The following is a 23,626-nucleotide window of genomic DNA, read 5'->3' as shown; positions in this document are numbered from 1 at the left end:
CAAGAACTTGCTTGGTTGCAGGGGGTCGCCGGTTCCGGTGAACGTTCGGGTCGCTCACCGGAACCGGCGAGGACAAGCGACTAGCAGTCGCCGTTCTTCTGGGTGTCGCAGCCGTCGTCCGTGTCGGCCAACAGTGCGGCGGCGACGGGACCCTCGGTGACGATCCGGACGTCCAGCTGGAACGGGTCGTCGCTGACGGCGAGCAGGTCGTTCATGGTTCCTCCTTGGGAGTTGGGATGATGGGTGGGCAGGTAGCCCCCGCAGCTACCGGCACGGACTTCGCGGAGCGTCAGGCCGGGGGCGGCAGGGGAACGGGGGCACCCCTGCCGCCGGCCGGGACCGGCCCCGTGCCCATCTCGATGAGCGGCGGCCGGTCGGGTAGTCGTCGCACGGCGACTACCCGGTCGGAGATAGCTGGTAGTAGGTGGCGGCCTGCCGGTGGCCGAAGTTCTTGACGTAGGAGATCGCGTCGATTCCGTCGTATCTGCCACAGACTCAGCCGGACGGATGGCACCCCTGCCCGCGTCCCGCGCGGCGCATGTCATGCGGTCGCCTTGCGGGCGTGTATAGCCCTGCGCTCGTAGGAGCCCAGGAGCACGTTTGGGTCAGCCATGAGCGTGACGAAACGGTCGAGGTCGGCATCGGTGACCTCGGGTGTGGTCAGGACGGAACGGAGGTCGTCGACCACGTTGGCGAGTAGCTGGCATCCGGGACCGCCTCCGGTCCAGGTCTCGGTGGACGTGTGGGTACAGACCTGCGGCATGCCGTTGACGACGAGCAGGGCGGGGGTGTCGGCCGTCCAGGTGCCGGCACCGTCGAGTCCGGCGATGGCGCGGTAGACGCGTCGCATGACGGTGTGGATCAGCCGGGTGTCGTCTTCGGTTGCCCAGAAGACTCGTGGCGGGGTGTCGGTGACGTCGGCCAGGACGAGCCAGCCGCCGGGACGCAGCCGGGCGATCATCTGCTCCAGCGCCTCGGCGGGGTGTGGCAGTGCGCCGTGCAGCCATCGGGCGACGACGACATCGAAGCTGTCGGGCTCGCCGGGAAGGTCGTCACCGTTCAGGTCCCGTTGATAGACGTCGATGACACCTGTTGGGTTGAGGTAGGTGGTGTCCTTGTCGACCGCGGTGACCCTGCCGTGGGGGCCGACGAGGCGGGCCAGGTCGGCGGTGACCTCGCCGCCGCCCGCGCCGATCTCCAGGACGCGCTGGCCGGGCTGAATGTCGAGCCGGTCCAGCTGATGTCGGATGATCGGGTCGAGCAGGTCACGCAGCCGGGCGGGGCGCAGTTGACCGCTGTGGGTGGTCGTCATTGCGGTGCTCCTAACACGATTCGTGCGTTGTGGTGTGGTGGTGCGGTCGGTGCCGAGGGCGCGGGATCAGCCTCGGTGGCGCGATGGCAGTGAGGTCGGCGACGAAGGCGTCGATCTGGCCGTGGGTGATTCCGGGCATGCAGATGAGGTGGCTGGTGGCTCCGTCAGTGGCGAGTAGCCACTTCTTGCGCACCTGCTCGGGTGGGGTAGGTATGACGACGGTGAAGGCGTGCGGGTGGCGCCAGGCAGGCCATCCGGCGGCGGTGAGCTGGTCGACGGTGTAGGCGGCGAGACGGCGGGCTGCGGTGGCCCGCCAGCGGTGCCCTTCGCGGCCGTGGGTGGCGATGGCGTGCCAGAGCAGGGCGGCGGCCAGGCCGCAGCGGGAGCCGGTGATGGTGGTGTCGAGGGCGGCGGTGTAGGCGATGTGGCTGGACTCGTGGCGGGCGCTGTCGCGGATGAGGACGACTCCGCAGGGCGTTGGCACACCCAGGAATTTGTGGCCGCTGATGGCGATGCTGCTGATGCCGCTGGCGTCATCGAGGCGTAGCCGGCCGTCGAGTGCGAGGGGGATGCCGGACAGGGCCGCGTCGACGTGCAGGTGTCCATTGACCTGGTGCTCATCGAGGACGGCGCGGATGGAGGCGGTGTCGTCGACGGCTTCGGTCAGGGTCGTGCCAGCGGTGGCCACCACGATCGCGGGCCAGCGGCGGCGGCGGCCGACCTGCGCGGCGAGGTGTGCGTAGTCCATCTCCCCGCCCGCGTCGGCGTTGACCAATACACCCCGCGCCCCAAGCATCCGAACGATCTTGGCTATCGAGTAGTGGGCAGCGGTCGAGTAGTAGATGCGGGCGGTGGGGTAGCGATGGTGGGCGGTGTGCAGGGCGGACAGGTTGCCTTCGGTGCCGCCGGTGGTGACGTAGCCCCACCGGTCGTCTCGCGGCATGGCGAGGGTGTCGGCGACCCAGGCGATGACGGCCCGTTCCAGCACACGGGTATGAGCGACTCCGCCCAGGTCCGCGGGGTCACCGATGTTGTTCCACAGCCGGTTGCCGAGGCGGGTCACGACCTCGCTGTAGTCGAGGTCCACGGCGCCGGGAAACCCGATGCTCGTCGCGGCGGCGGCGCCGGCCTCCTGGATCAGGTGGTCGAGCACGGCCGTGACGTCGATCGGCGCGCGGCTGAGGTCCGCGGCGTCGGCGAGGCTGAGGCTCTGCTGGCCGGTCACGCCCACCGCCCCGCGAGCAGGTGCGTGGTGAGGGTGTGGTGCAGCGCGGTGAGCTGCCCCCAGATGTCGCGGGTCTCGTCGTCGCCCTGCTCGGTGAGGTTCTCGTACGGGTTGTGGTAGCTGATTCGGTCCGCGTTGAGGGTTTTGTTGCAGCGCACGCCGTCGTCGCCGAGGCGGGCCTGCGGGTCACGGTCGATGTGCAGGGCGGTGCCGTCGGTCAACAGGACGTAGCACTGACCTTTGAGGTTGAACGTTGACATGTATCGGCCGGCGGCGGCGGCTTCGCGCAGTGTCCGGGCGACTTGGTACCAGCGGCCCTGGTCGGAGTCGAGGGTGCTGACACCCACGCCGACGTACCACGCACCTGGAGGCAGGGTCATGTCCCCGCCGTTGACCATGGAACCCTCGGGACCGAGGGGACTCCAGTCGCGTCCGATGGAGGCGATGTTGTCCGCGGCGACCTCAGCCATCTCCGCGAGCAGTTGCGGCAAGACATCGGAGTCCGGCGACTGCGGCCACGTGCGGTGGGCGGTGTGCAACCGGTAGCCGTGCGGCTCGTTGGGCGCGTCGGAAGCGAAGAACAGCATCAGCGCGTGCGGGCAGACCGCGCCGCGTCCCCCGAACGCCTGATCGGCTTCAATGAGGTGGCCGGTGTTCAGCCGCTTGGACCGGTAGACGACCTGTCGGCGCAGGTCCGCCCAGCGCGGGTCAACCGGCACGTCGCCGTCGGCCGAGTGCTGGTCATAGCCGGCCGGGCCCGGGGGCGGGCTGGGGCAAACGGCGGCGTCGGGTGGCCGCTGGTAACTGGTGGGGACAGGTGCCGCGCCGTAGCCGGGCGGCGGCACAGTGACCGCAGGCTCGGGGTGGCTGACGGGTGGTGCTGCGGGCGGGTAGCCCGATCGCCAGCGCGGGTCCAGGGGATCGACGCCGTAGTGCCCGCCAGGTGACGCAGCCGCGTGGGTCCTCATCATCGCCCTCCTCAGATCGAGAGGTTCATGGCGTCGGGAACGGCATGCCTCTTTGGTGTGCCACGGCCGATGCCGGCGTAGACCTCCGGGCGGACCTGCCGCAGATGCCCGGCCCACAACCCGCCCCCAACGGCGACGGCAAGGAGGATCACGGGCAGCAGGAACGGATACAGCGATCCGGGCGCGGCACCGAGGAGAGACCCGGCGTTGCCGACCATCAGGGCCAGCACCACCGACCCGCCGAGCACGCCCAGGGCGGGTGCGAGCCGCCACTCCCACGCGCCGGCCCGGGGGCCGCGCACGCTGGCTGGTGCCGTCATCGCGGCCACCGACGCGGCCAGCAGCAGACACAACAGGCCCATCGCCCCCAACGCCGACAGCCAGGTGAACATCACCGCCATGGGGTCAGCGCCGCTGACCGCGAACACGCCCACCACCACCGCCGCGACGGCCGTCTGCATCAACGACCCACCACGCGGCGCACTGACCCGGGTCGCGCTACTGCTCCGGGCAAGACCCGCCGGCAGCACCCTCTCCCGGGCCATGGCGAACACGTACCGGGCGATCACCGAGTGAAACGCCAGCATCGAGGTGACGATCGCGAAGATCAGCACCACGTTCGCGAGGGCCGTCCACCAGCCGCCAAGACGCGCCAAGACCGAGAACGGCAACCCGGACGCCGGATCAGCGGACACCGCGCCGACGACGTCAGGGCCGACCGCCACCCCCATCGCGAAGGCGGCAACGGCATACACCCCACCGAGGACGAGTACCCCGCCGATAGTGGCCCGGCCAACCGACCGCCGGTCGACGGCCTCCTCGACGAACGACCCCGGCGTGTCGAAACTCCCCGCCAGCCCGGCCGTACAAAAGGCGACCGCACCTCCGATGCCACTGACCACCAGACCCGAGGCGTGGAAGCCGTCCCACGACACCGCACCGTCCGCCGGCTGCCCCAGCCCGGCAACGACGAACACCGCGACGATCAGCAACGACAACGCCAGAACGACGGCCAGGAAACGGGTCGACAACACGATCGCCCGCACACCCAGCACCCCGACGACGACCAGGGCGACGCCCGCCCACACCCACCACGTGCCGCCGACATGGGCAGCCATCGCCGCCCCGAACAGCCCATACTGGCTGATCTGGATCGCGTTGTAGGCCACCACCGCGACCACCCCACCGGAGACACCCCAGCCACGGCCCAGCCCGTGGGCGAGAATGCCGTAATACGCCGCCGGATGCCCGAGCTGGCGGGCCATCGCCGCGTACCCGACCGCCAACAGCGCAACCGTGCCCGCCACGACCACGAAAGTCAGCGGCAGCGCCGTGACCTGCGTCGTCGCATAGGTGCCGACGACGCCTCCGCTGAGCACCACCATGGGCGCCGACGCCGCCGCTCCAAACACCCACAACCCAAACGGCGTCAGCGTCCGCCGTGCGAGCCCCACCTGCACCTGCGCCGCCTTCACCGCTGCCCCCGCTGCCCCCGCTGCGGCGAGTCCGGACACCCCGACCTACGGCAGCCACCTACAGGATGCGCACCCACAGCAGCGGCGTTCGCAGGCACGAGGTAAACCGCCGTCGGCCGTACCGGACCGCCGCGCCAGAAGCTCCGGTCGCGGTTGAGCCAGCGAATCGCGGTATCGGCATCGGGCGTGAATCCGAACAGGTCGTGAGCCCCGTCTGGCCAATCGCGCCGGATCGGATACCCCCACGCGTACTCCGTCGACGCCACGTCGCCTACGAGCGTGAGGTCGGTACCGGTGCCGGCAGTCGCGATCCGTGCTGGCAACCTCCACCAACGCCGCAAGGCGGGACTGCGTGGAAGCAGTGCGGTGGTGGGCTGAGTGACTCGGGTCAGCATGAGGGGTGCCTTCCTTCGGTATGAGGGTGTGATGACCTGGCCCGCTGGCCGAGACGTCACCGCCAGCAGGTAAAGAAGTTGGTGCCTTACGGGGTGGTCAGGGAGAACGCGGCGGTGCCGCCGGGATGACGCGGCCAAGAAAGGGAGTCGCGGTGCGGTCCAGGCGGACTCGTCGCGGCAGCCCACCGCCAGCCGATCGGCAGGGCTGCTCGTCGCATGGTTGAGGGCGCCACATCCGCCACAGAGCGGGACCTCCTGGCGCGAGCAGGATCGGCGAGCGCGGCTGATAACCGACCTCCGCGAGCAGTCCGTCTCCGGGCCGGTCACCGCTGTACTCCGCACACGACGGCAACCCCGCGAGGTCCAGGGTCTGGTGATGGGCGGCCAGCAACGCCTGCACGTGCCCGGGACGGACCGCGACGTGAGCGAGCTGGTGATGCGGCCGGTGGGGACGCAGCCCATCGACGCAGGCGTGCAGCAGGGCGAACCGGGCCGCGTGCGGGCCGAGGAACCTGTGCAGGTCGTACACCCATGCGGCAGCCGGCGGGGGTGGCTCCAACCGCGCGTACCACACCGCCACCGCCGCGCGATCGTCGGTCGTATCGACTCGACCGCGCTCTAGCCCTTGCAACAGCACAAGCCGTGCCCAGCGACGCAGAACCACTGCGCGCTTGGCGACATCAGGGACCAGCCAAACACCCAGGGGCTGGGTCATCAGCGCGTCAGCCATGACCGAGGACAACGCATCAGCGTCTTCGTCGGTCGCGCGACGGACCGCTGTCTCCATCAAGCTCATGGCGCATCCCCCCGGGATTGGCCGAGCGAGCTACCGTCGCCGGCCGCCTCCAGCACGGTCCCCAGGTGGGCAGCATGCGCTGAGCGTTGCCGAGACACCCACAGCGCCGAATCGAGCGCGCGATGGAAAGTCGCAGCGAGATGCAGGCTTTCCGCAGCGACCCCTGCGGCTGGCAGCCGGTTCCGCGCCGCCTCGATCAACCGCGGTGAGCCGCAGACATAGAACGCCTGCCCCGGCTGATGGTGATACAGGGCCAAGCTGAGCAGATCGCCCTGCGCTGCGGGCTCCACATCACGGTCGTTTGAGAACGCCAACACGACCGTGAGCCAGTCACCATGCGCCTGCTCAAGCTTGTCCAACGCGACCGCGTCGTAAAGGTCCAGAAGCGTCCGCACGCCCACCACCAACGTCACCCGCCGACCGCCCGGCGACGCGGCAACTTGCTCGACCAGCGCCCGCAGCGGCGCAAGGCCAGTACCGCCGGCCGCCAACAGCAGATCGGCGTCACCAGCGGCCTCCAGCGACAACCCGACATCGGAAGCCGGCCCCAGCCACAGCACCTCCCCCGGCGCGACCCGCTCGACCAGAACAGGCGAAATCACACCCTCCCGTACGGCACGAACGTGGAACTCCACCCGCCCGTCCGGGCGCGAAACGCTCGCCGGCGAATACCACCGCCACAGCCCCGGCAGCCGAGGCGTACACACCGGCATCGCCTGACCAGGCAGATACCGAAGCCTCCGCATCGGCCGGACAGTCAACACCGCCACACCATCAGAGGCCGCCTCAGATGCCTCCACCACGCCGAAGGTCACATGCGGACCATCACCCAGCGCCCCCGCCGCCCGCTCGGCGAGCCGAAGCGCCCGACGACACCCCACCTCCCACTGACCCGCCAGCTCGGGCTCCCAACCATCGCCCGCGAACCGGCGCACCGTATCGACCAACGCAGCCGCGACGGCCGTCCCGTGATACGGCTGAAGATCGAAACGCCGGTACATCCGACCCAACACCGCCAACGCCGCACGCCGACCAGCCGGATCACCCCGACCCGCGACCAACTGCCCAAGCGTCGAGAAGAACACCGCCGCGAACTGGTGCGGAACTAGCCGCACGCTGCGGTCCTCCATGAACGACCAAAAGTGATCGGCAGCTCGGCCGGGCGAGGCGAGGGCGACCGCCAGCGAGAGTCCCAGGTCAGCCATCGCGCCGGCTCGTCCTGGGCACGCCGACACCATGAGCGCTGAGCAGTGTCCGACTGGGCTTCGAAACCTCGGCGCACGTCTCTACCCGCACCTGCCGCGTCACGTTGCTACCGACGGGGTCGAACGACCGATCGTCGGCCGGAACAAACCACTTCCTCCGGCGCATCTCTATGCCACCCCTTCTCTCGGCCCCGACTTCGCAACTCCGTGCAGGAGGCTCGCCAGTGCCTCTAGGGCGGACCACCCCTGCTCACCGCCGAGCCGGGCGACCTGCGTTCTGCGCGGTCCAATCACCGACAGCGACCGGTCGACACCGAAACGGATTGGCCCATTCAGGAAAGCCGAACGACCAGAGCAAATCGACGCTTGGCTTGTTGTCTCGCTGTTGTCTCATGACGGATCCGAACAGTTTCCGCAGCTGAGAGCACGTTTCTTTGCCCGAATCGGACTAGAGTGACGGCGACGATCGGGGAGGCAGGATGACGCGGACACCATCGCCACGGAGTCAGCTCTTGGTGCATCCGTTGAGCTACGTTCGAGAACAGCGAAGCTGGACGCAGCAAGATCTCGTCGATGTCATCGCGCGCCGTCTAAACACTGCCGCCCGGCGCGAGAAGGCTTGGCGCTGGGAGCGATGGGGCGTGGTGCCGGATGAGGATTCACAGGTCGCATTGGCCGACGAACTCGGCGTTGATAAGCAAACAGTTAAGGCGCTCGGGTGGCCTTACTGGCTCCCTACCGGTCCCGCGATCAGCGCGTCAGCACCTTGGACCGTCAAGGGAGCAGTGGCCTTGCTTGACGACACTGCAGGACCAGCAGTGCTAGATCGCCGAGGGTTTCTGATCATGCAGGCCGGGTTAGCTGCCGCGATAGCCGAACGGTGGCTCGCCACCGAGCCGCCGAAGATCAACGCAGCGCTTGAGGGAGGCCGCGTCGATGCAGATCTCCTAGATTGCTTTGAACAGCGGCTGCCCGCCCTGCGCCGCATGGACGCCAGCCTCGGCGGCGGGAGCGTGCGGTCGCTGGTTGACGCCGAGCTTCGGCTGGTAACGGATCTCCTGCGCCACAGCAGCTACTCGGAGCTTGCCGGCAATCGCCTGCTGGTTGTCGCCGCCGAGTTGGGGCGAATCGCTGGCTGGGCCAGTTTCGATGCAGGATTCCACGCGGCAGCCGAGCGTTACTGGTTCGCCGCCCTCCACGCTGCCCACTCCGCAGCCGACCGCGCGGCAGGCGCGAACATCCTGAAGTGCATGAGCCTTCAGCGGGTCGACACTGAACGTCCCACCGAGGCCCTCCGTCTGGCCGACGCTGCGCGGGCTGGGGCGAAGGATGCGCCCGCCCGCGTACGAGCGATGCTCACTACGCGTTTGGCTCGCACACATGCAGTGCTTGGTGAATCGGTAGCGTGCGAGCGCCGACTCGCAGAGGCCGACACCGAGATGTCACGCGCCGACGATGAAGCAAGCCCGGCCTGGGCCAGCTACTTTGATCAGGCGGAGTACTCCGCCCAAGTTGCGGCCTGCTACCTGCTCCTGCAGCGCCACCAAGCCAGCGACTATTGGCTTCAGCAGACCCTCGCACTCCAACCGGCCGAGCGCAGCCGCGACCGCGCAACCTATCTGATCTGGCGCGCTGACTCCGTACTCAATCTTGGAGATGTCGAGCAGGCGTGCAGCCTCGTCGCCCAGGCTGCCCCAGATGTCGTCGCCACCCGATCCGTGCGCAACCACCGCCGCTTGCTCGACATCCATGGTCGCCTCGTGGCGCATCGACACCCCGCCGCAGGAGAGTTGGACGAGTGCGTGCGTAGTCTGCTGACATGAGTGAGGCCAATAGGGTCGCAGTTGTCACCGGCTCCAACCGCGGCCTCGGCAAAGCCATCGCCCGCGGCTTAGCCGAGACCGGCGCTCACGTGGTCGTCACAGCCCGCACCGAGGAGGCCGCCAATCGGGCCGCCGACGAGCTACTCGCGGATGGACTTGCTGCATCCGGCCAGCAGCTAGACATCGCCGATCCGGCCAGCGTCGCTCGCGCCATGGCGGACGTGGGATACCAGTACGGGCGGCTCGACATCCTCGTCAACAACGCCGGCATCGCCATCGACCGAGGCCAGGAAGCGGCCAGCGCCGACATCGAGAAGGTGCGAGCCACCCTGGACACCAACATCGTGGGGACCTGGCGCTGCTGCACCGCAGCCATCCCCGAGATGAGAAAGAACGGGTACGGCAGGGTCGTCAACGTCACCAGCCACATGGGAACATTCGGCGAAATGGGAACCGGCAGCGTCTCCTACCGCGTGTCGAAAGCTGGGGTGAACGCCCTAACCTGCATCCTCGCAGCTGAACTCATGGACGACGGCATCTTGGTGAACGCGGCGTCCCCGGGCAAGGTCGACACCCGCCTTGCCTACGGGAAGGCGAACTCCACGCCCGACGAAGCGGCGGACACCTTCGTATGGCTTGCCACACTGCCGTCAGATGGCCCGACCGGGGGACTCTACTTCCAGCGACGACCACTCGCCTGGTAGCGGCATCACCGGACAGCCTGGGCGGCACCGAGCTACCTCTGTGTGATCAACAGATGACGTGAATGAGATCTTCATGTTTGACTGTGTGCATGCAGGCGGGGGAAGCGCGGCTGTCGATCGATTGTGGTGACGCCAGCACCGTGGCTGTTCTTGCCTGGGCTGACGGCAGCGCGTCTGCGCTCTCGTTTGACGGGTTACCGTATCTGCCCAGCGCTGTGCACGTAGGCCCCGACGGGGAGGTACGGACAGGACAGCGGGCGTGGCAGGCCGCCGCAGAGCAACCGAGCAGTTTCATACCGAGCCCTCGCCGCGCCGTCGATGACAACGTCATGGTCGACAACACGCCGGTGGAGGCACTCGTGCTGGCGGCGGCGCCGCTGCGCACGGTCGCGGCCGAAGCCGAGCGGGTTGCCGGCGGGCCGGTGCGAGATGTGCGACTGGTGATACCGGCAGGTTGGGGACCGCGACGGCGGACCTGGATGAGGCAGGCCGCGCATCGGGCCGGTCTGGCGCAGCCGCGACTCGTCGAGGCCCCAGCAGCCGTCGCCGAGTACCTGCTGGCGACCGGTCTGCAATTACCGGTCGGAGCATTCATCGTCGTGTGCGACGTCGGCGCGGGTGCGGAGGTGACGGTGCTTCGCCGCGGCCCGGCTGGGTTCGAGGTCCTCTCGACCCTCGCTGACCCTGCCGCCGGTGGCACCGCCGTCGACCTGGCCATGACTGCCGCTCTGACAGGCGGCCGGGACGCGCCCGGCGACGGCATGGGCGATTGGGCGACAGCGCAGAGCATCCGCGCTGCGAAGGAGACGTTGGGCGCGCACCCTGCCGTCACGGTGCCGCTCGCCGGGCAGGCACCGGTCATCGCGAACACCACCATGCTCGTCGAAGCCGCCCTGCCAGTTATTCGACGCGTGGCGGAGCTGGTCGGGCAGACCATCGCCGCCGCCGAACTCTCCCCCAGCGACCTGGTGGGGATCTATTGCGTCGGCGGCAGCGCCCACCTGCCGCACCTGGACACAGTCGTCGCCGAGCACACAGGCATCACCACCACGGTTGTTCCCGAGCCTCAGCTCGTGGCCGCCCGGGGTGCCGCGGACGCCGGCGCCTCGAACCCGGGGACGGCGGTCGCGGTGGAGGTGCCGATACCGCCGGTGCGACGGGCCGTGGCCATCGCGGTACCGGGCTTCGCGTCCCTAGCGCTGATCTGGCAGGTCCTCCTGACCGCCGAACAGCACAATCTGATGAACGTCTACCGCTCGGTGAGTTTGAACTGGGGCGAGTTCACGATGGCCGCCGTGTTCGCCCTGCTGGCCTGCCTCGCTGCAGGGACCGTCCTCGGTTCCCTGATCGCCGCGCGCAGCCCCACGCCGAGTACCCGCACCGAGGGCGGGAAGGTCAGTATCGGCATCCTCGCCGCCGTCAGCCTCGGCGCGGCGATCGCCGGCCTCTACGCGGTCGTCACCAGCCAGTACTTCGGCGAACCCGTGGGCCCGTTCCTGAAATGGGCGTTGTGGCCGATCACGCCGATCGTGGTGATGGCCGTGGCGATGGCGGTGGTCGCCGCCCGGCAGCGGCGTGCCCCGCACGGCGGCTGGTCGGCGCTGCTGGCCGCACCGACCGGCTCGATCCTCACCGCAGCGCTCGGTATGGGGTTGATCCAGTACTCGCTGACGGCCGACAGGTGGCCCGATCGGCTGTTGTTCATCGACATCTCCGGGCGCGTCGGTGGGCTTCTCCTCGGCGTCGGGCTGGTCATGGCGCTGGTGGCGCCGCTGATGTTCCGCCTCATCCTCAGTGCCCCCGTCGCGGTGATCAGCGCCGCGATCGTCAGCAAGCAGGCCGCCGGCATCCTCGGCGTCAGCTACGCCGTGGCCGTAGCGATGTGGTGGGCGGCCCGGCTATGGACCCGCATCATCCGCCCCGCCACCACAAGCCCCGTCGGCGCACAGCGATCAGCGGTTGCCGGCCCGCCGGGTGGGGGTGGGTGAGGTGCGGTGGCCGCGCCAGCTGATGTCGCTGCTGGTCGTCCTCGCACTCCTGGCCGGCCCACCGATGGTGCTGCTACTCCTGATCGGCCCACCCATACGCGGGTGGCCGAGCACCGAGCAGGTACGGGCGTGGGTGCAGCAGCCCTTGACCGAGCAGACACTCACCGCCGCGTTAACGATCGGTGCATGGCTGCTGTGGCTGCTGCTCGCCTACACCGTCGCCGTACGGGCCTTAACCCGTCTGCGTACCACGGTGGGATGGCTGCGCCGGCTCCCGCTGCCGACGCCGCTGCAGGCGACGGCCAGCGGAATGGTGGGAGCCGCAGTCTTCGGCGTCGCCACCAACACGGTCACCATCGCCCCGCCGCAACCATCGCCTCCGCTCGCAGCAGGGATGCCCGAGGATTCCGACGGGGTCAGCCCCATTCATAAGGACACGGCGGCGAGCGATGGCGGGACTCACCTGGCCGGCGGGTGGCTTCCTGATGAGGTCGCCGGGCAGGTCGCTGCTGCCGCAGCCCTCGTCTGGCTGCGCCGCCGCCGCGACTACCAGCCCCGCCCACCCGACCTACACCGCCGCGAGGAACTCGACGCCGTAGGACTGCCTCCGACCGTCGCGGCCGTACAGGCAGCCCTCGCCGACGCTCCTGCCTCGTCGGTTGCGTCGGAGCCGTCGGGCAGCTTCGCCGCCCTGGTCGGTGTCTTCCCGGTCAGTGGTTTGGGCATCAGCGGACCCGGCACGCTATCGATCGGCCGAGGACTGCTGATCACCGCCCTGCTGGCCGGGCACCACCTCCGCAACCCAACGCTGGTCACCACCTGGGCAACGCTGACCAGCCTCCTGGGCGGCGACGCGGAGGCGTTCGACCGGCGTTTACCACAGCTCAATGCCGTGGAGACCATCCACGACGCAACGCGGCTCGTCGAGTCCGCCCCCTCACCGAGGATCGTCCTCCTGTTGGAGGAGGAGTGCGACGGCTACGACGTGAGACACCTCGCTGATATGGCGGCCACGGCCGGTGGCCGAGTCGTTGTGCTGGGCGGATGGCCAGCGGGCCCAACCTGGCAGGCCGCCCCGACAGGCCATGTGCACGACCCCTTGCGCCCCGAAGAACATGGACCTCGACTGTGTGTCCTGGACCAGGTGGCAGCAACTGACCTGCTCGCCGTCATCGTCCACCCCGACCCGGCGCCGCCAGCCCCAGCGACCCCGGGCCCTCCTCCCCTTCCGCACGTGGTGCCACCGAAGACCCGGCTGCCGCGGCAAGCGACCCGAGCCGAGCCCCGCAGCCGGCCCGATGCTTCCACTCGGCAGCTTCGCCTACGCGTCTTGGGCGAGCCCACCCTCCTCGTCGATGGCGAACCCCTCACCATCCGCCGCAGCGCCGCCCTCCAGATCCTCGTCTTCCTAGCCACCAACCACCCCACCGGCGCTAACACCTCACAGCTAGCCGATGCCATTTGGCCGGGTGTCCCCCGCCGGTCCCTCACCGGACGGCTCTACACCACCCTCAGCGAACTCCGCACTGTCATCCGGGATGCCAGCGGGATGCACGTCATCGAACACACCGACGACCGCTATCGCCTCAACCCGGCACACGTGGACGTCGACCTGTGGCAGCTGCAAGCCGCCATTCACCACGCGGCCAGCGCCGTCACCAACACCACCGCTGCCTGGCAGGCCGTCGTTGACGCCTGTCCCGCTGACCTCGCCGCCGGACGCACCTGGCCATGGCTCGACCCCATCCGCGAAACGACCCGCCGGCATGTCATCGACGCCTGCGCCGCCCTCGCCGACGCCGAACCTGACCCGCAGCGCGGCCTTGCCGTTTTGCAGGCGGGCCTCCGCATCGACCCGTACAACGCAGACCTACACGCCCGCGCCCGCAGCGCCCTCACCGCCCGCGGTGACCACGAGGCGGCCACGGAACTGCACGACCGCTACCTGCGTCTCCTGTTGCACGCTGGGCTCGACGGCGATGCCCCCGATCGTCGCTCGAACAACACCAGCACCGCGACCGGTGCCCGCCGACGGTAACCTGGCTCGCGTGATCTCGACGTCCGCACAAGTGGTCGGGGGCAGGGCGGTGGGTTGTTCGGACCTACTTCGCGGCTTCGGCGGTTCGGGGTGGCCGTTGTTCAAGGTTGTCGCGCGCGCCGTTGGTGTTGTTGATCAATTCGGCTTGCCCTGCTCGACGAAGCTGTCCGGCTACCACTGGCTCTGTTCGAGTAGTCACAGGTCCGACGCGCGTTGGAAGGCGCGATGCAGTAGGACCGTGATGGCCGCGCCGAGCAGCCAGCTCGCGGCGAAACCGGCGGTCAGCGGCCACGGCGGCGGCGTCTGCCACCAGTGATAGCTCGCTGACAGCCCGGCGGCGGCGAGTGCGAGGAATCCGACACCCTCGAACGCCAGCCGGGTGGAGTGCACGACGTTCCAGCCGGTGACGCTGAACCAGCCGCGCGTGGTGGGAGCGGCGAGCGCCGCGGTTCGCCAGGACTCCCACTGGATGTGGCCTGCCAGCCGGTCCGCCAGCGATTCCCGCAGATAGCGACGGATCAGCTTGATATGGAAGTCGTGCAGGATGTACCGGCTGCCCAGGAGGTAGGACGACAGCGGTACGAGCAACAACAGCGCAAGGTTCGACGTTGCTGAGATCGCGACGCTGGCAATCGCGCCTGCAGACGCCAACTGGAGGGCGAAAACGCTCCATTGCGTGGTCGCGCGCCGCTCGATTTCGGTCCGGAGCGCCGCGTACTCGGCCAGCAAGATCTGGGGGCGGACTGCTGCGTCCACGTTGCCGAGCCGGTCGGCGTCGCCACCCTCGGACTGCTCCATCGCGCAAGCGTCCCATGCCATGCCTGGACCGTGCGGGATCACTTTGAGCTCCTGGACTCGACATTGGTGCCGTGCGGCGGCGGTCAGTGATCACCAAGCAACCTAGCCCCGATCCCACAAGATTCGCGCCTATAAGACACTCTGGTCGCTTCCGGGGTAAGCGAGCCAACCCCGAACCGAGCACATCGCGGACATGCTCGCTACGCGGATCAACAGGTCAGAAAACTTCGAGAGCAGCACGGCCGGAAAGTCGGAGACGAGCCTGACGACTTACCCGGCCAGCGGCGGCATCCTGTGGATAGCGCCGCCGGCCGGAGTTGTGGTCAGGAGCTGCAGGTGTTGAGCATGGTCTGTAGCGCGGACTTCTCCGACGACTGCAGTCTCAGGCCCCAGTTGTACTTCACGGTGATCCACATCTTGCTGTACGTGCATCGGTACGACGACAGGGACGGCTGCCACGTGGACGGGTCCTGGTCGCCCTTGGACTGGTTGACGTTGTCCGTGACCGCGATCAGCTGCGGGCGGCTCAGATCGTTGGCGAAGCTCTGCCGGCGGCTGGTCGTCCAGGAGTTGGCGCCGGAGCGCCACGCCTCCGCCAGGGGCACGACGTGGTCGATGTCAACGTCGGAGGCAGCCGACCAGGTCGCTCCGTCGTACGGGCTGTACCAACGACCTGAGGTGGCAGCGCAGGAGCTGTCGACGACGACCGAGGTGCCATCGCGCTTGAGGACCTGCTCCCGGGTGTTGCAGCTGCCGCTAATGGTGATCCAGTGCGGGAACAGGTCCCGGGAGTAGCCGCTGGTCGAGCCTTCTGTGGCCACGGTCAACGCGTTGAGCTGCGCTTGCGCCGTCGCCTTCGATGGGATGCCCGGGGGCGTGGCGGACGCCGGCTGCGCGCTGACGCCCAAGAGGCCAGCGCTCGCGATGACTACGGCGGTGGTGGCAACCGCGACGGCATGCACAGCGCGGGGGAAGCGGGCAGAGAGTCGTATCCGCATAGCGGCCTCCTCGACATCGGGTAGACGGCAATCGTCTACAGCGATCATGTCCATCGAAGAGCGTGTTTGTGAAGAGAGGAGGAAACAGCAACGAATCCGCATCGTCGCCTCACTTCCCCACGTCGCGAGGCACGGAGGTACGGCAAGGCCGTGACCTGCGGGTGTAAGGCCGTGTAAGGCCGTGTGAGGTGTTGTTAGCACCGGCATCGGTATCAGCAGCCCATCCAGCTCCTACGGTCTGTCTCACCGCCCCTTGCGCACCTCGGGAGGGAGACACGCTATGGCGAGACGATCCTCAGCGGTGCTCGTACGCGCCGGTACCTGCTTGCTCGCGCTGGCACCGCCGGTGCTGCTCTACCGGACCGGCTGGATCAGCCCCGGGGTGGTGTCGGCAGACCAGTTGCGCGTGTGGCTGAGCCAGCCACTGAGCGCCGATTTCCTCGCCTTGCTGGGGCAAATCGGAGCCTGGCTGCTGTGGCTGCTCCTTGCCGTTGCTATCGCGGAACACACCCACCAATACCTCACCGATCGCCTGCGCTGGCACGTCGTGCTGCACTTACCCCGGCCACTGCAAACGCTCGCGGCGGTGTTGCTCGGCACCACTGTCGTGACCACGGTTGCCGCTTTGCCCGCTGCCGCCGACAACACCACCGCGATGGACGCCGAGCCGCCACCAGACGCCCCAGCGCCGGTAGGCGAGAGGCGACTAACCCTCGACACCCTGGATGCCCCGCCGGCACCCGCATCACGAGTGCCACGCGGGGAAACCCTGGAAACGCCGCCGGCCCTGGCCTTCTCCGTCCGGTCCGCCCCGCCGCCGGACCTTCGCCAGGAAGCCGGCGCCAACGTGGTTCGTTCCGCCCCGGGTGGGACGTGCCGAGTCATCGCCGCAGACACCTTGTGGGATCTCGCCGCGAAGCATCTCGGTGACCCGAAACGCTGGCGGGAGATCTACACACTCAACCGGGGGCACAAGCAGGCCAACGGCTATGCCCTCACCGACCCCGACGAGATCCACGTCGGATGGACACTCGCGCTCCCCGCCCGTGAAATCACGCCAGCACCTGCCTTACCTGATCCCACCGCTCCCACCACTGGCAGCCCTGACGTCGCGACACCCGGGGCCACCGACACCGCGCCCACCGCACCGCCGGCACCAGCCAGCGCCATACCGGCCCCCGACACCCCGACAGCGAGTACGCCGAGGCCGCGCACCCCCGCACCGACCACGCCGAGCGTCCCTGCCGACGGCGCGGTGTCCGCCTCCGAATCGCCCACCGATCAGCCAGGCGCAGAGGCTGGGATCGCACTGCCGACACAGGGCTGGATCAGCCTCGGCTTGGCCGCCGCCATCGCCGCCGTGGCCGTCCTGCTCCGTCTCCACCGACGCCGCCACGCCCGGCTGATCTTCCCGGCGCCGGTCAGCGTTGGGCCGCGACCCACCCCGGCACCGCCGTGGCTCACTGACGTCGAGACCATCGGCAGCCGCGACCTCAGCACCGCCGTCGGTGACCACCGCCGTGCCAGCCCAGCCGTACCGGCTCCGGTCGGCGTCGACCTGAAAGGCAACGAGGTGAGCCTGTTCCACCTGCCCGGTCCTGGCCTTGCCGTGGAGGGAGACGAGGCCATCCCGGCAGCCCGCGCCGTTCTCGCCGCTGTCCTGACCACCGACGTCACCGACAGCGCCACCGCCCGCCCGGTAGTCGTCACCACAGCAGACCTACTCGCCCGACTTCTCCCCCCGGGTGCCCCGCTGATAGGGCTGGACCCCGACGGCACCGCCTACGACGGCGACCAACTCATCGTCCTCGCCGACGCCGCCGCAGCCATCACTCACGCCGAGGAAGAGATGATCGGCCGGCGGCGGCTACTGGACACCTTCACCACCACCACCATCGCAGCTCTCAACGCCCGCACCGACCACGCCGAGGCGCAACCGCCGTACGTGCTGCTCATCGAGTCCACCCGCCGGCACGCCGCCCGCCTCCAGGCCGTCGCTACCCACCGCGCAGCCCTGGACCTGCACCCAGTCGTCCTGGGCCACCAAGACGGCATCCCCACCGTCGAAGTCACTATCGAAGGCTTCGTCACCAGCGACACGGCGTGCCAGCTGGCGCGGCTGTCCACCCTCAGCGCGGACCACCTCGCCGCCGTACTCGCCATGCTCACCACCGTCCAAGCACGCCCCGAACCCGGCACCGACATCGACGACCCACCAACCGAGACCCCGCCGGCCGTGGCAACCACCAAGGCAACCGAGCCCGTACCTACCCAGACCGACGACACAGCGACCCTCGTTCGCCTCAGAGTGCTCGGCCCCGTCAGCGTCACCACCGACACCGGCCCGGTGACCACCGGAATGCGCACAGGCTCCTACACGGTGCTCGCCGCGCTCGCCGCACACCCCACCGGCCGCACCCTCGACCAGCTCACCGCCGACTTACACCCCGACATCGACCCGACCACCGCCATCAAACGCGTCCGCACCGACATCACCTCCGCCCGGCGGGTCTTACGCACCGCGACCGGCCACGACGAACCGATGTTCATCATCTTCGACTCTGCCACCAGCCGATACCTGCTGGACCCTCAGACGGTCGCGGTGGATCTCTGGCAGATGCTCACCGCAATCCGCCAGGCCACGACCATCACCGACGACGACACCGAGAGGCTGGCCGCGCTGCGTCACGCGACCGACCTGTATGCAGGTGACTTTGCCGATGGCCACGACCACCACTGGGTCACCGACTACGCCACCAGCTACCGCCACCAGATCCTCACCGCCTACGCGCGCATCGCCGAGATTCTCGAAACCAACCACCCCAACGAGGCGGTTGCCGCTCTAGAACGCGCCGCCAACCTCGACCCGATCAACGAGGAGCTTTACCAGCGGATTATGCGGATCCACGGCCGGCAGCAACGACCCGACGCCGTCCGGCGAACCCTCCGCAGGCTGGAGAAACACCTCGCCGACCTCGCCGGCGCGGAACCGTCGCAGGCAACCCGCCGCGTCGCCGAACGGCAACTCACCCCCACCGCATCGGCCATCGGAGGGTCACGATGACCGAGACGCGGCTCCAGCGGATGCAATGGGCCGTACGGGCGACGCTAACCCTGGGCGTGGCCGCCTCGGTCACCGCCAACATCCTGCACGCGCAAACGAATCCGATCTCCCAGGCCATCGCAGCATGGCCGCCCCTGGCCCTGCTGATCACCGTCGAGCTGGTCACCCGCGTACCCGTACACCGGCGCGCACTCGGCGTTATCCGGGTCTTCGCTGCCTCGGCCATCGCCGCTATCGCCGCTTGGATCAGCTATCACCATATGGTCGGAGTCGTGGCTCGATATGGGGAGACCGGCACGGTGCCGTACCTGCTGCCGGTGTCGGTGGACGGGCTGATCATCGTCGCATCGGTCTCGCTCGTGGAACTGGCCGCCCGCCGCCGCGAACTCGAACGCCCACCACACCCAGCACCGGCCGAGGCATCGCCCATGCCACAGCCGACCGCCCACCCAGCACCGGCACCGGCACCGGCACCGGCGGAGCCCATGCCGAGCACCAGCGATACCGTGCCGGCCGTTCCCAGTCCTCTGAGCGCGCGCCCGCCCTTCGAGATCGACTCCGGCACGTCGCACCCTGACGAGGTTCCCGACGCAGCCGCGCATCCGGCGGACGACTTCCGGTCCGACGTCAGCGAGGGCGACCATGACCCCGACAGCGATCCGCACGATGAGGATGACCCCGACGACGCTGACCGAGACCTCGCACCAGATTTGGTGCCGCTGCTGCCCGCTGCCCGCGAAGCCCGCGCCGAGCTGACCCGCGAAGGCCAGACCGTCAGCCGCGACGCCCTCGCCCGGCGATTGCGCCGCAACGGCCACTCCATCCGCAACAGCGGTGTGTCCGCCCTGCTCGCCGCGCTGCGCCGGGAAGAGCGTCCGCTCAACGGCTCCCGACCCACTAGGGCGGTCTAGCGCGCCGACATCGGCTCACCACGCACGACCACACCCGCGAGGAGGCCGCACGTGAACGAGTCCCGCCGACAGGCCAGCGCCGCGCCCTCGCAGCGCTGCCCGCCCTGGTGCATCGCGTGCCGCGACTGCGTGGCTCGCTGCGCGCCCGCATGTACCGGGGTCGAGCCGACATCATTCGCCTGTACGACGAGGCGTGCCTCCTGGTCGAGGCACAGGTACGGGTCGCTCGGACATGGCCCCGGGACTGGATCGGCACTGATCCGGCCGACCTGGAACGCCCCTACGTCGAGATCAGCGTTCCCACTGAGGGGTGATCTCCAGCTCAGCCTCAGCCCAGATCACGCGCGCAGCCTCGCCGCCGCTCTCCTGCGCGCCGCCCACGCGGCTGACGCCGCGACCCGCAACGACACCCGGCGATGACGTGCACCACCGCATCCACCATTGGCGATGACTTCACGCAGAGCCGCCGGTCCCGGCCCCAGGTCGCGACCACCGGCAGGCTTGATCCCTCGACCGAGGTCGACGTGGATGGATCCGGATGCCTAACCGGGGCACCCTGCCACGCCCTGTCAGGAGGAACTGACCATGACCGACCGGCCACTCGCGCCTCGCACCCTAGAGGTTGATGTCGATGTGTTCGACGTGCTGGAGCGCACCGCCGTCAGCCGAGACACCGACATCAACGGCGCGCTGCGCTACCTGATCGCGGTGCCGACGCCTCGGACTGCTGCCGAGGACGACGGCGAAGACTGAGCAGCTCGTACGACAGGTGCCGCCGAGTCGGGTCAGCCCGGCCTCGGCGGCACCTGTCGTACTCAGGTCGTTTGCCTCGAAGAGGTACCGCTTGCCGCGTATGCGGCTGCAAGCAGCCGCTGCGCCGTGCGCTCAGTGATGCCGAGCTGCTGTGCCAGCGCGACACCGAGGCCGCGCCGGTCACGCCCGGCGCGGTCCGCCTCGGCCAGGAGCGCGATAGCGGCGGGAAGCCGGGGGTCGTCGGCGTACGGGTGCGGTTTGCGGGCACCGGTGGTGCCGGGGGTGCGGCCGGTGGACTGCCGGCCCGTACGCGCGTCGGCCACGGCCCACACGGTGCGCCGGAACCACAGGCGGCGCAGTCGCCCGTCTGGTAACACCTCGACGCGGTCGGGGTGGTCGAGCAGGGTGTGGGGCAGGTTGCGGTACGAGCCGTAGCCGAGGACCCTCGCCGCCGTGCCCGAGCCGATGAGGTCTTCGGAGTCGCCGCGGCGGTCAACCCTCGTCAGCTCGGCGCGCTTCGCGACCTGGTGCGCCGCGCGGAATGCCTCGATGTCGTCGAGCCAGAACCACTCCCGCCCGTCGTGCTGGAAGCCTTCGGGGAAGCCGAACCGGGCGCGGTGGCGGTGCCAGTGGTTGACCGTGGAGTACGCCGCCCCGATGTGCGCGGCGACGCCGGCCCGGTCGAGGGCGCTTCGTCCGCTGATCATGCGTCGTGCCACGCCGTCCATCCTCCCCGGAGTAACTCGCTGCGGCGCCGCGCGGTCGAGGCGAGTTCGCTCTTCGCCGTAGGATCGGCGACACGCTCGGCCCAGGTAAAGGCGGTCGTGTGGTCGCAGGTGGCCCGGGTGGGCGAGGTGGCCGGTCGGGAACTGCACACACCCTCGGGTGTGCCCGCCGGCCACCGACCCGCCCTGCCTACACGTGCGGGCGCAGTAGCCGCCACGCCACCTGTGCCATCCGGTCGATGCGCAGCGCGGCCAGTTTCACCCGCGTGGCGGGTTTCAGCGCGTCGTAGACGGTCAGGATCGCGGCGGCGGTGGTCATGTCCACCAACACCCCGTCGATCTTGCGGCAGTTGCCGCGTGTTACTTCGCGCAGCACCTCGATCACACGGGGATCGCCTGCGGTGGCGTCGTCGGGTAGCGCGTCGAACTCGACCAGTCCTTCGCAGTCCGGGCAGGTGACGAGGTGCGGGTCGTCGGTGATGCGGGTCAGCGGTCCGTCGTCGGCTGCGCACACCGCGCCGAGGCGGCGTCGGGCCTTCGCGTGGGTGAACGCCGGCCGCTGGTGCTGTGAGGTGTCGGTCATGAGGTCGTCTCCGCGTCTGGCCAGAGGCCGAGGGGGTGGCCGGGAATGATGCGGCCTCGTCCGGGCGTGAGGGTGTCGAATACCTCGGAGTAGGTGGCGTGCAGCTCCCCGCGAACGCGTGCGAGGTGTTTGCCTCGGGTGAGCTTGGCGGGTAGCGCGTCGACCACGCGGCGGATCAGCCCGTAAAGGTCGCGGGCCTCGATGAGGTCGGCGCAGTCGCGGCAAGTTGGCCACCGTTCCCCCCACGCCTGGGTGACTGCGTGCTCGGTGTCGGTGCGGCGCACCCGGGCCGCTGCGTGCCGAGACCGGTAGTCGCTGACGCTGACGACTCGCGCGGTGACTTGTCGGTGCTCGCTAAATTGGTTGGCGCACCGGTAGATCCAGGCCGCGTCGGGCGCGGAGCAGAAGTCGCACTCGATGATCGGGTCCGGGATCTCGGTGACGGCTACTGGCTCGGGGTCGTGGTCACCGTTGTCGCTTCGCTTGTTGGCGTGCTGGTACGTCACCATGCCGAGGCCGTTGATGTGGATGCTGACGCCGCGTCGGCAGCTTCGGCAGTACGGCGACTCCAGCAGCGGCGCCGAGGTGGAGCCGAGCGCAGCTCGCTCAATTGGCTCCCCGGACCGGTTGGTCTGCGGACGGTGCGGCATCACTGGTTACTCCCGTGCTGGTTGCGGGTGTTCGGCGAGCCGGTGTTGGCCACGCCAGTGGTGCCGGACGGGTTGAGGGTTAGCCCGAGGCGTAGCCGGCTGAGGTCGGCCAATCGCCGGATCAGGCTCGCGGTTCCGACGCTCAGGTCGGGGTCGTAATCGTGGGCGATGCGGCAGGCGTCGCGCAGGGCCACGCACGCGGCGGTGAAGGCGACCTCCAGGGCGGCGTGATCGTCGGCGCGGGTGCACCTCTCGACGTCATCGGCCGGGAAGGTGCGCTCGATGCCACCGGGAAAGCGCAGCGTGTAGCGGCGCGCGTAGGTGGTGTGCGGGGTGGAGTAGGAGACGTCGGTGACGGTGCCGAGGCGGTGCTCGGTGGCATCGGAGGGGGTGATGACGCGGGCGGTGTCGCCGTATTCCATGGAGCGGTACATCGGTGCTCCGTTCAGAGGCCGGGGTGGAAGGGATTGGTGGTGTGGTCGGTCTCGCCGTAGCCGTTGACCTCGAAGGCGATGAGACGGTCGTCGGTCTCGGTGGTGTCGGCGTGCAGGTACAGGCCGTCGGCGCGGCGTTTGACGCCGATGGAGACGCCGTGCACGTCGAGGACGACTTAGGCGGTCCGGTCGCCGGGCTCGCCCGGGTAGACCCGCAGGTTGAGCCGGGTCAGCACCTCGACGCAGACCGGGTCGACCGCGCCGAGCAGAGCGAGCGCCCCGGCGATCTGCTCAGCGCTGACCGTGCGTTGCCCGTCGCCGATGCCGTCGGTGTTCTCGGAGGGGTCGATCGAGGTCGTCATGCCGGCTTCCCGTTCTCGTCGCCCGCCTCGGGCTCCGGGGTGGAGTGGGAGGTGGGTGGGAAGGTGGCGATGGTGTCGCCGAGGACGCCGCCGCCGAGTTGGTCGGTCAGGGCCGCGAGGCCGATGAGGGCGGTGCCGAGGGCGACGGCTTGCGTCGGGGTGCAGCGCACGCGGACGCGGGAGCCGTCGCCGGTACGGGCGCGGACCTCGACGTAGCGCCGCCGCCACAGTGCGGCGGGCTGCTCGGTGTCCGGCTCGGCGATGACGGTTCCGCCCAGGGCCTCACGCAGCGAGGCGCGGAGGAACTCACGCCGGCGCATGGCAACCGCCTCGTAGCGTGCGGCCGTGTTCGTGAGGACGGTGCGCTCGTCACCGGTGGCGCTGGCCGCGAGGGCGCGGGCGCGTTCGGCTTTACCGGT

Annotated in this window: 22 protein-coding genes and 1 pseudogene; 8 read left to right on the top strand and 15 right to left on the bottom strand. The window is 69.3% G+C overall.

The annotated features are described in order from the left end of the window. Window positions 1–80 precede the first annotated feature (80 nt). From ABZS40_RS32880 to ABZS40_RS32850, 7 genes are all read right to left on the bottom strand, one after another. The gene (locus ABZS40_RS32880; RefSeq protein ID WP_354948074.1) at window positions 81–215 is read right to left on the bottom strand and encodes an FxLD family lanthipeptide; all 135 of its coding nucleotides are present in this window, start codon (window positions 213–215) and stop codon (window positions 81–83) included. A gap of 326 nt (window positions 216–541) precedes the next feature. Then, complete coding sequence (locus ABZS40_RS32875; protein ID WP_354948072.1) at window positions 542–1,312, bottom strand: methyltransferase domain-containing protein; 771 nt, start codon at window positions 1,310–1,312, stop codon at window positions 542–544. 10 nt (window positions 1,313–1,322) lie between these two features. Continuing rightward, window positions 1,323–2,537: a histidine decarboxylase gene (locus ABZS40_RS32870; RefSeq protein WP_354948070.1), complete on the bottom strand. Its 1,215-nt coding sequence runs from the start codon at window positions 2,535–2,537 to the stop codon at window positions 1,323–1,325. Continuing rightward, complete coding sequence (locus ABZS40_RS32865) at window positions 2,534–3,505, bottom strand: hypothetical protein (protein WP_354948068.1); 972 nt, start codon at window positions 3,503–3,505, stop codon at window positions 2,534–2,536. The genes ABZS40_RS32870 and ABZS40_RS32865 overlap by 4 nt, the downstream gene beginning before the upstream one ends. A gap of 11 nt (window positions 3,506–3,516) precedes the next feature. After that, on the bottom strand, window positions 3,517–4,965 hold the full coding sequence (locus ABZS40_RS32860) for an amino acid permease (RefSeq protein WP_354948093.1): 1,449 nt from the start codon (window positions 4,963–4,965) through the stop codon (window positions 3,517–3,519). Between the two features lie 507 nt (window positions 4,966–5,472). Continuing rightward, the gene (locus tag ABZS40_RS32855) at window positions 5,473–6,171 is read right to left on the bottom strand and encodes an N-acetyltransferase (protein ID WP_354948066.1); all 699 of its coding nucleotides are present in this window, start codon (window positions 6,169–6,171) and stop codon (window positions 5,473–5,475) included. Next, complete coding sequence (locus ABZS40_RS32850; RefSeq protein WP_354948064.1) at window positions 6,168–7,376, bottom strand: FAD-binding oxidoreductase; 1,209 nt, start codon at window positions 7,374–7,376, stop codon at window positions 6,168–6,170. Before ABZS40_RS32850 ends, ABZS40_RS32855 begins: the two co-directional genes overlap by 4 nt. Window positions 7,377–7,891: 515 nt before the next feature. Between ABZS40_RS32850 and ABZS40_RS32845 the strand changes: the two genes are divergently transcribed. The 4 genes from ABZS40_RS32845 to ABZS40_RS32830 all read left to right on the top strand — a co-directional run bounded on the left by ABZS40_RS32845 (window position 7,892) and on the right by ABZS40_RS32830 (window position 13,929). Continuing rightward, the gene (locus ABZS40_RS32845; protein ID WP_354948091.1) at window positions 7,892–9,199 is read left to right on the top strand and encodes a transcriptional regulator; all 1,308 of its coding nucleotides are present in this window, start codon (window positions 7,892–7,894) and stop codon (window positions 9,197–9,199) included. After that, window positions 9,196–9,903 (top strand): SDR family oxidoreductase, encoded by a 708-nt coding sequence (locus tag ABZS40_RS32840; RefSeq protein ID WP_354948062.1) that lies wholly within the window; start codon window positions 9,196–9,198, stop codon window positions 9,901–9,903. Before ABZS40_RS32845 ends, ABZS40_RS32840 begins: the two co-directional genes overlap by 4 nt. Before the next feature lie 329 nt (window positions 9,904–10,232). Then, entirely contained in the window at window positions 10,233–11,891 is a 1,659-nt protein-coding gene (locus ABZS40_RS32835) for an Hsp70 family protein (protein WP_354948060.1), read from the top strand. Between the two features lies 1 nt (window position 11,892). Further along, on the top strand, window positions 11,893–13,929 hold the full coding sequence (locus tag ABZS40_RS32830) for a hypothetical protein (protein ID WP_354948058.1): 2,037 nt from the start codon (window positions 11,893–11,895) through the stop codon (window positions 13,927–13,929). 195 nt (window positions 13,930–14,124) lie between these two features. On the opposite strand, the gene ABZS40_RS32825 is transcribed toward ABZS40_RS32830, so the two are convergent. Continuing rightward, window positions 14,125–14,727, bottom strand: a complete 603-nt coding sequence (locus tag ABZS40_RS32825; protein ID WP_354948056.1) for a hypothetical protein — start codon at window positions 14,725–14,727, stop codon at window positions 14,125–14,127. 323 nt (window positions 14,728–15,050) lie between these two features. After that, entirely contained in the window at window positions 15,051–15,725 is a 675-nt protein-coding gene (locus ABZS40_RS32820) for a DUF1524 domain-containing protein (protein WP_354948054.1), read from the bottom strand. Window positions 15,726–16,005: 280 nt separating this feature from the next. On the opposite strand from ABZS40_RS32820, the gene ABZS40_RS32815 reads away from it, so the two are divergent. The 4 genes from ABZS40_RS32815 to ABZS40_RS32800 all read left to right on the top strand — a co-directional run bounded on the left by ABZS40_RS32815 (window position 16,006) and on the right by ABZS40_RS32800 (window position 20,453). Further along, a complete protein-coding gene (locus tag ABZS40_RS32815; protein WP_354948053.1) occupies window positions 16,006–18,789 on the top strand; it encodes a BTAD domain-containing putative transcriptional regulator in 2,784 nt (927 codons plus the stop codon). Next, window positions 18,786–19,700 (top strand): DUF2637 domain-containing protein, encoded by a 915-nt coding sequence (locus tag ABZS40_RS32810; RefSeq protein ID WP_354948051.1) that lies wholly within the window; start codon window positions 18,786–18,788, stop codon window positions 19,698–19,700. Before ABZS40_RS32815 ends, ABZS40_RS32810 begins: the two co-directional genes overlap by 4 nt. Window positions 19,701–19,816: 116 nt before the next feature. Then, the gene (locus ABZS40_RS32805) at window positions 19,817–20,014 is read left to right on the top strand and encodes a hypothetical protein (protein WP_354948049.1); all 198 of its coding nucleotides are present in this window, start codon (window positions 19,817–19,819) and stop codon (window positions 20,012–20,014) included. Window positions 20,015–20,285: 271 nt separating this feature from the next. Beyond that, window positions 20,286–20,453: a hypothetical protein gene (locus ABZS40_RS32800; protein WP_354948047.1), complete on the top strand. Its 168-nt coding sequence runs from the start codon at window positions 20,286–20,288 to the stop codon at window positions 20,451–20,453. Between the two features lie 62 nt (window positions 20,454–20,515). Here the strand turns inward: ABZS40_RS32800 and ABZS40_RS32795 are convergent, their stop codons facing one another. The 6 genes and pseudogenes from ABZS40_RS32795 to ABZS40_RS32770 form a co-directional block, all read right to left on the bottom strand. Next, window positions 20,516–21,181, bottom strand: a complete 666-nt coding sequence (locus tag ABZS40_RS32795) for a hypothetical protein (RefSeq protein WP_354948045.1) — start codon at window positions 21,179–21,181, stop codon at window positions 20,516–20,518. Window positions 21,182–21,368: 187 nt separating this feature from the next. Then, a complete protein-coding gene (locus ABZS40_RS32790) occupies window positions 21,369–21,761 on the bottom strand; it encodes a hypothetical protein (RefSeq protein ID WP_354948043.1) in 393 nt (130 codons plus the stop codon). Further along, window positions 21,758–22,411 (bottom strand): hypothetical protein, encoded by a 654-nt coding sequence (locus ABZS40_RS32785; RefSeq protein ID WP_354948041.1) that lies wholly within the window; start codon window positions 22,409–22,411, stop codon window positions 21,758–21,760. Before ABZS40_RS32785 ends, ABZS40_RS32790 begins: the two co-directional genes overlap by 4 nt. Next, window positions 22,411–22,845: a hypothetical protein gene (locus ABZS40_RS32780; protein WP_354948039.1), complete on the bottom strand. Its 435-nt coding sequence runs from the start codon at window positions 22,843–22,845 to the stop codon at window positions 22,411–22,413. The genes ABZS40_RS32785 and ABZS40_RS32780 overlap by 1 nt, the downstream gene beginning before the upstream one ends. A gap of 11 nt (window positions 22,846–22,856) precedes the next feature. Continuing rightward, a pseudogene (locus ABZS40_RS32775) lies at window positions 22,857–23,207 on the bottom strand (hypothetical protein). After that, window positions 23,204–23,626: hypothetical protein (locus tag ABZS40_RS32770; RefSeq protein ID WP_354948037.1), on the bottom strand; the 423-nt coding region annotated here is incomplete at its 5' end. The gene ABZS40_RS32770 and the pseudogene ABZS40_RS32775, both read right to left, overlap by 4 nt.

The sequence above is a fragment of the Micromonospora sp. NPDC005324 genome, from assembly GCF_040607155.1.
GTDB classification, from domain to species: Bacteria; Actinomycetota; Actinomycetes; order Mycobacteriales; family Micromonosporaceae; genus Micromonospora; species Micromonospora trifolii.
This window is presented reverse-complemented; position numbering and strand designations above follow the sequence as displayed.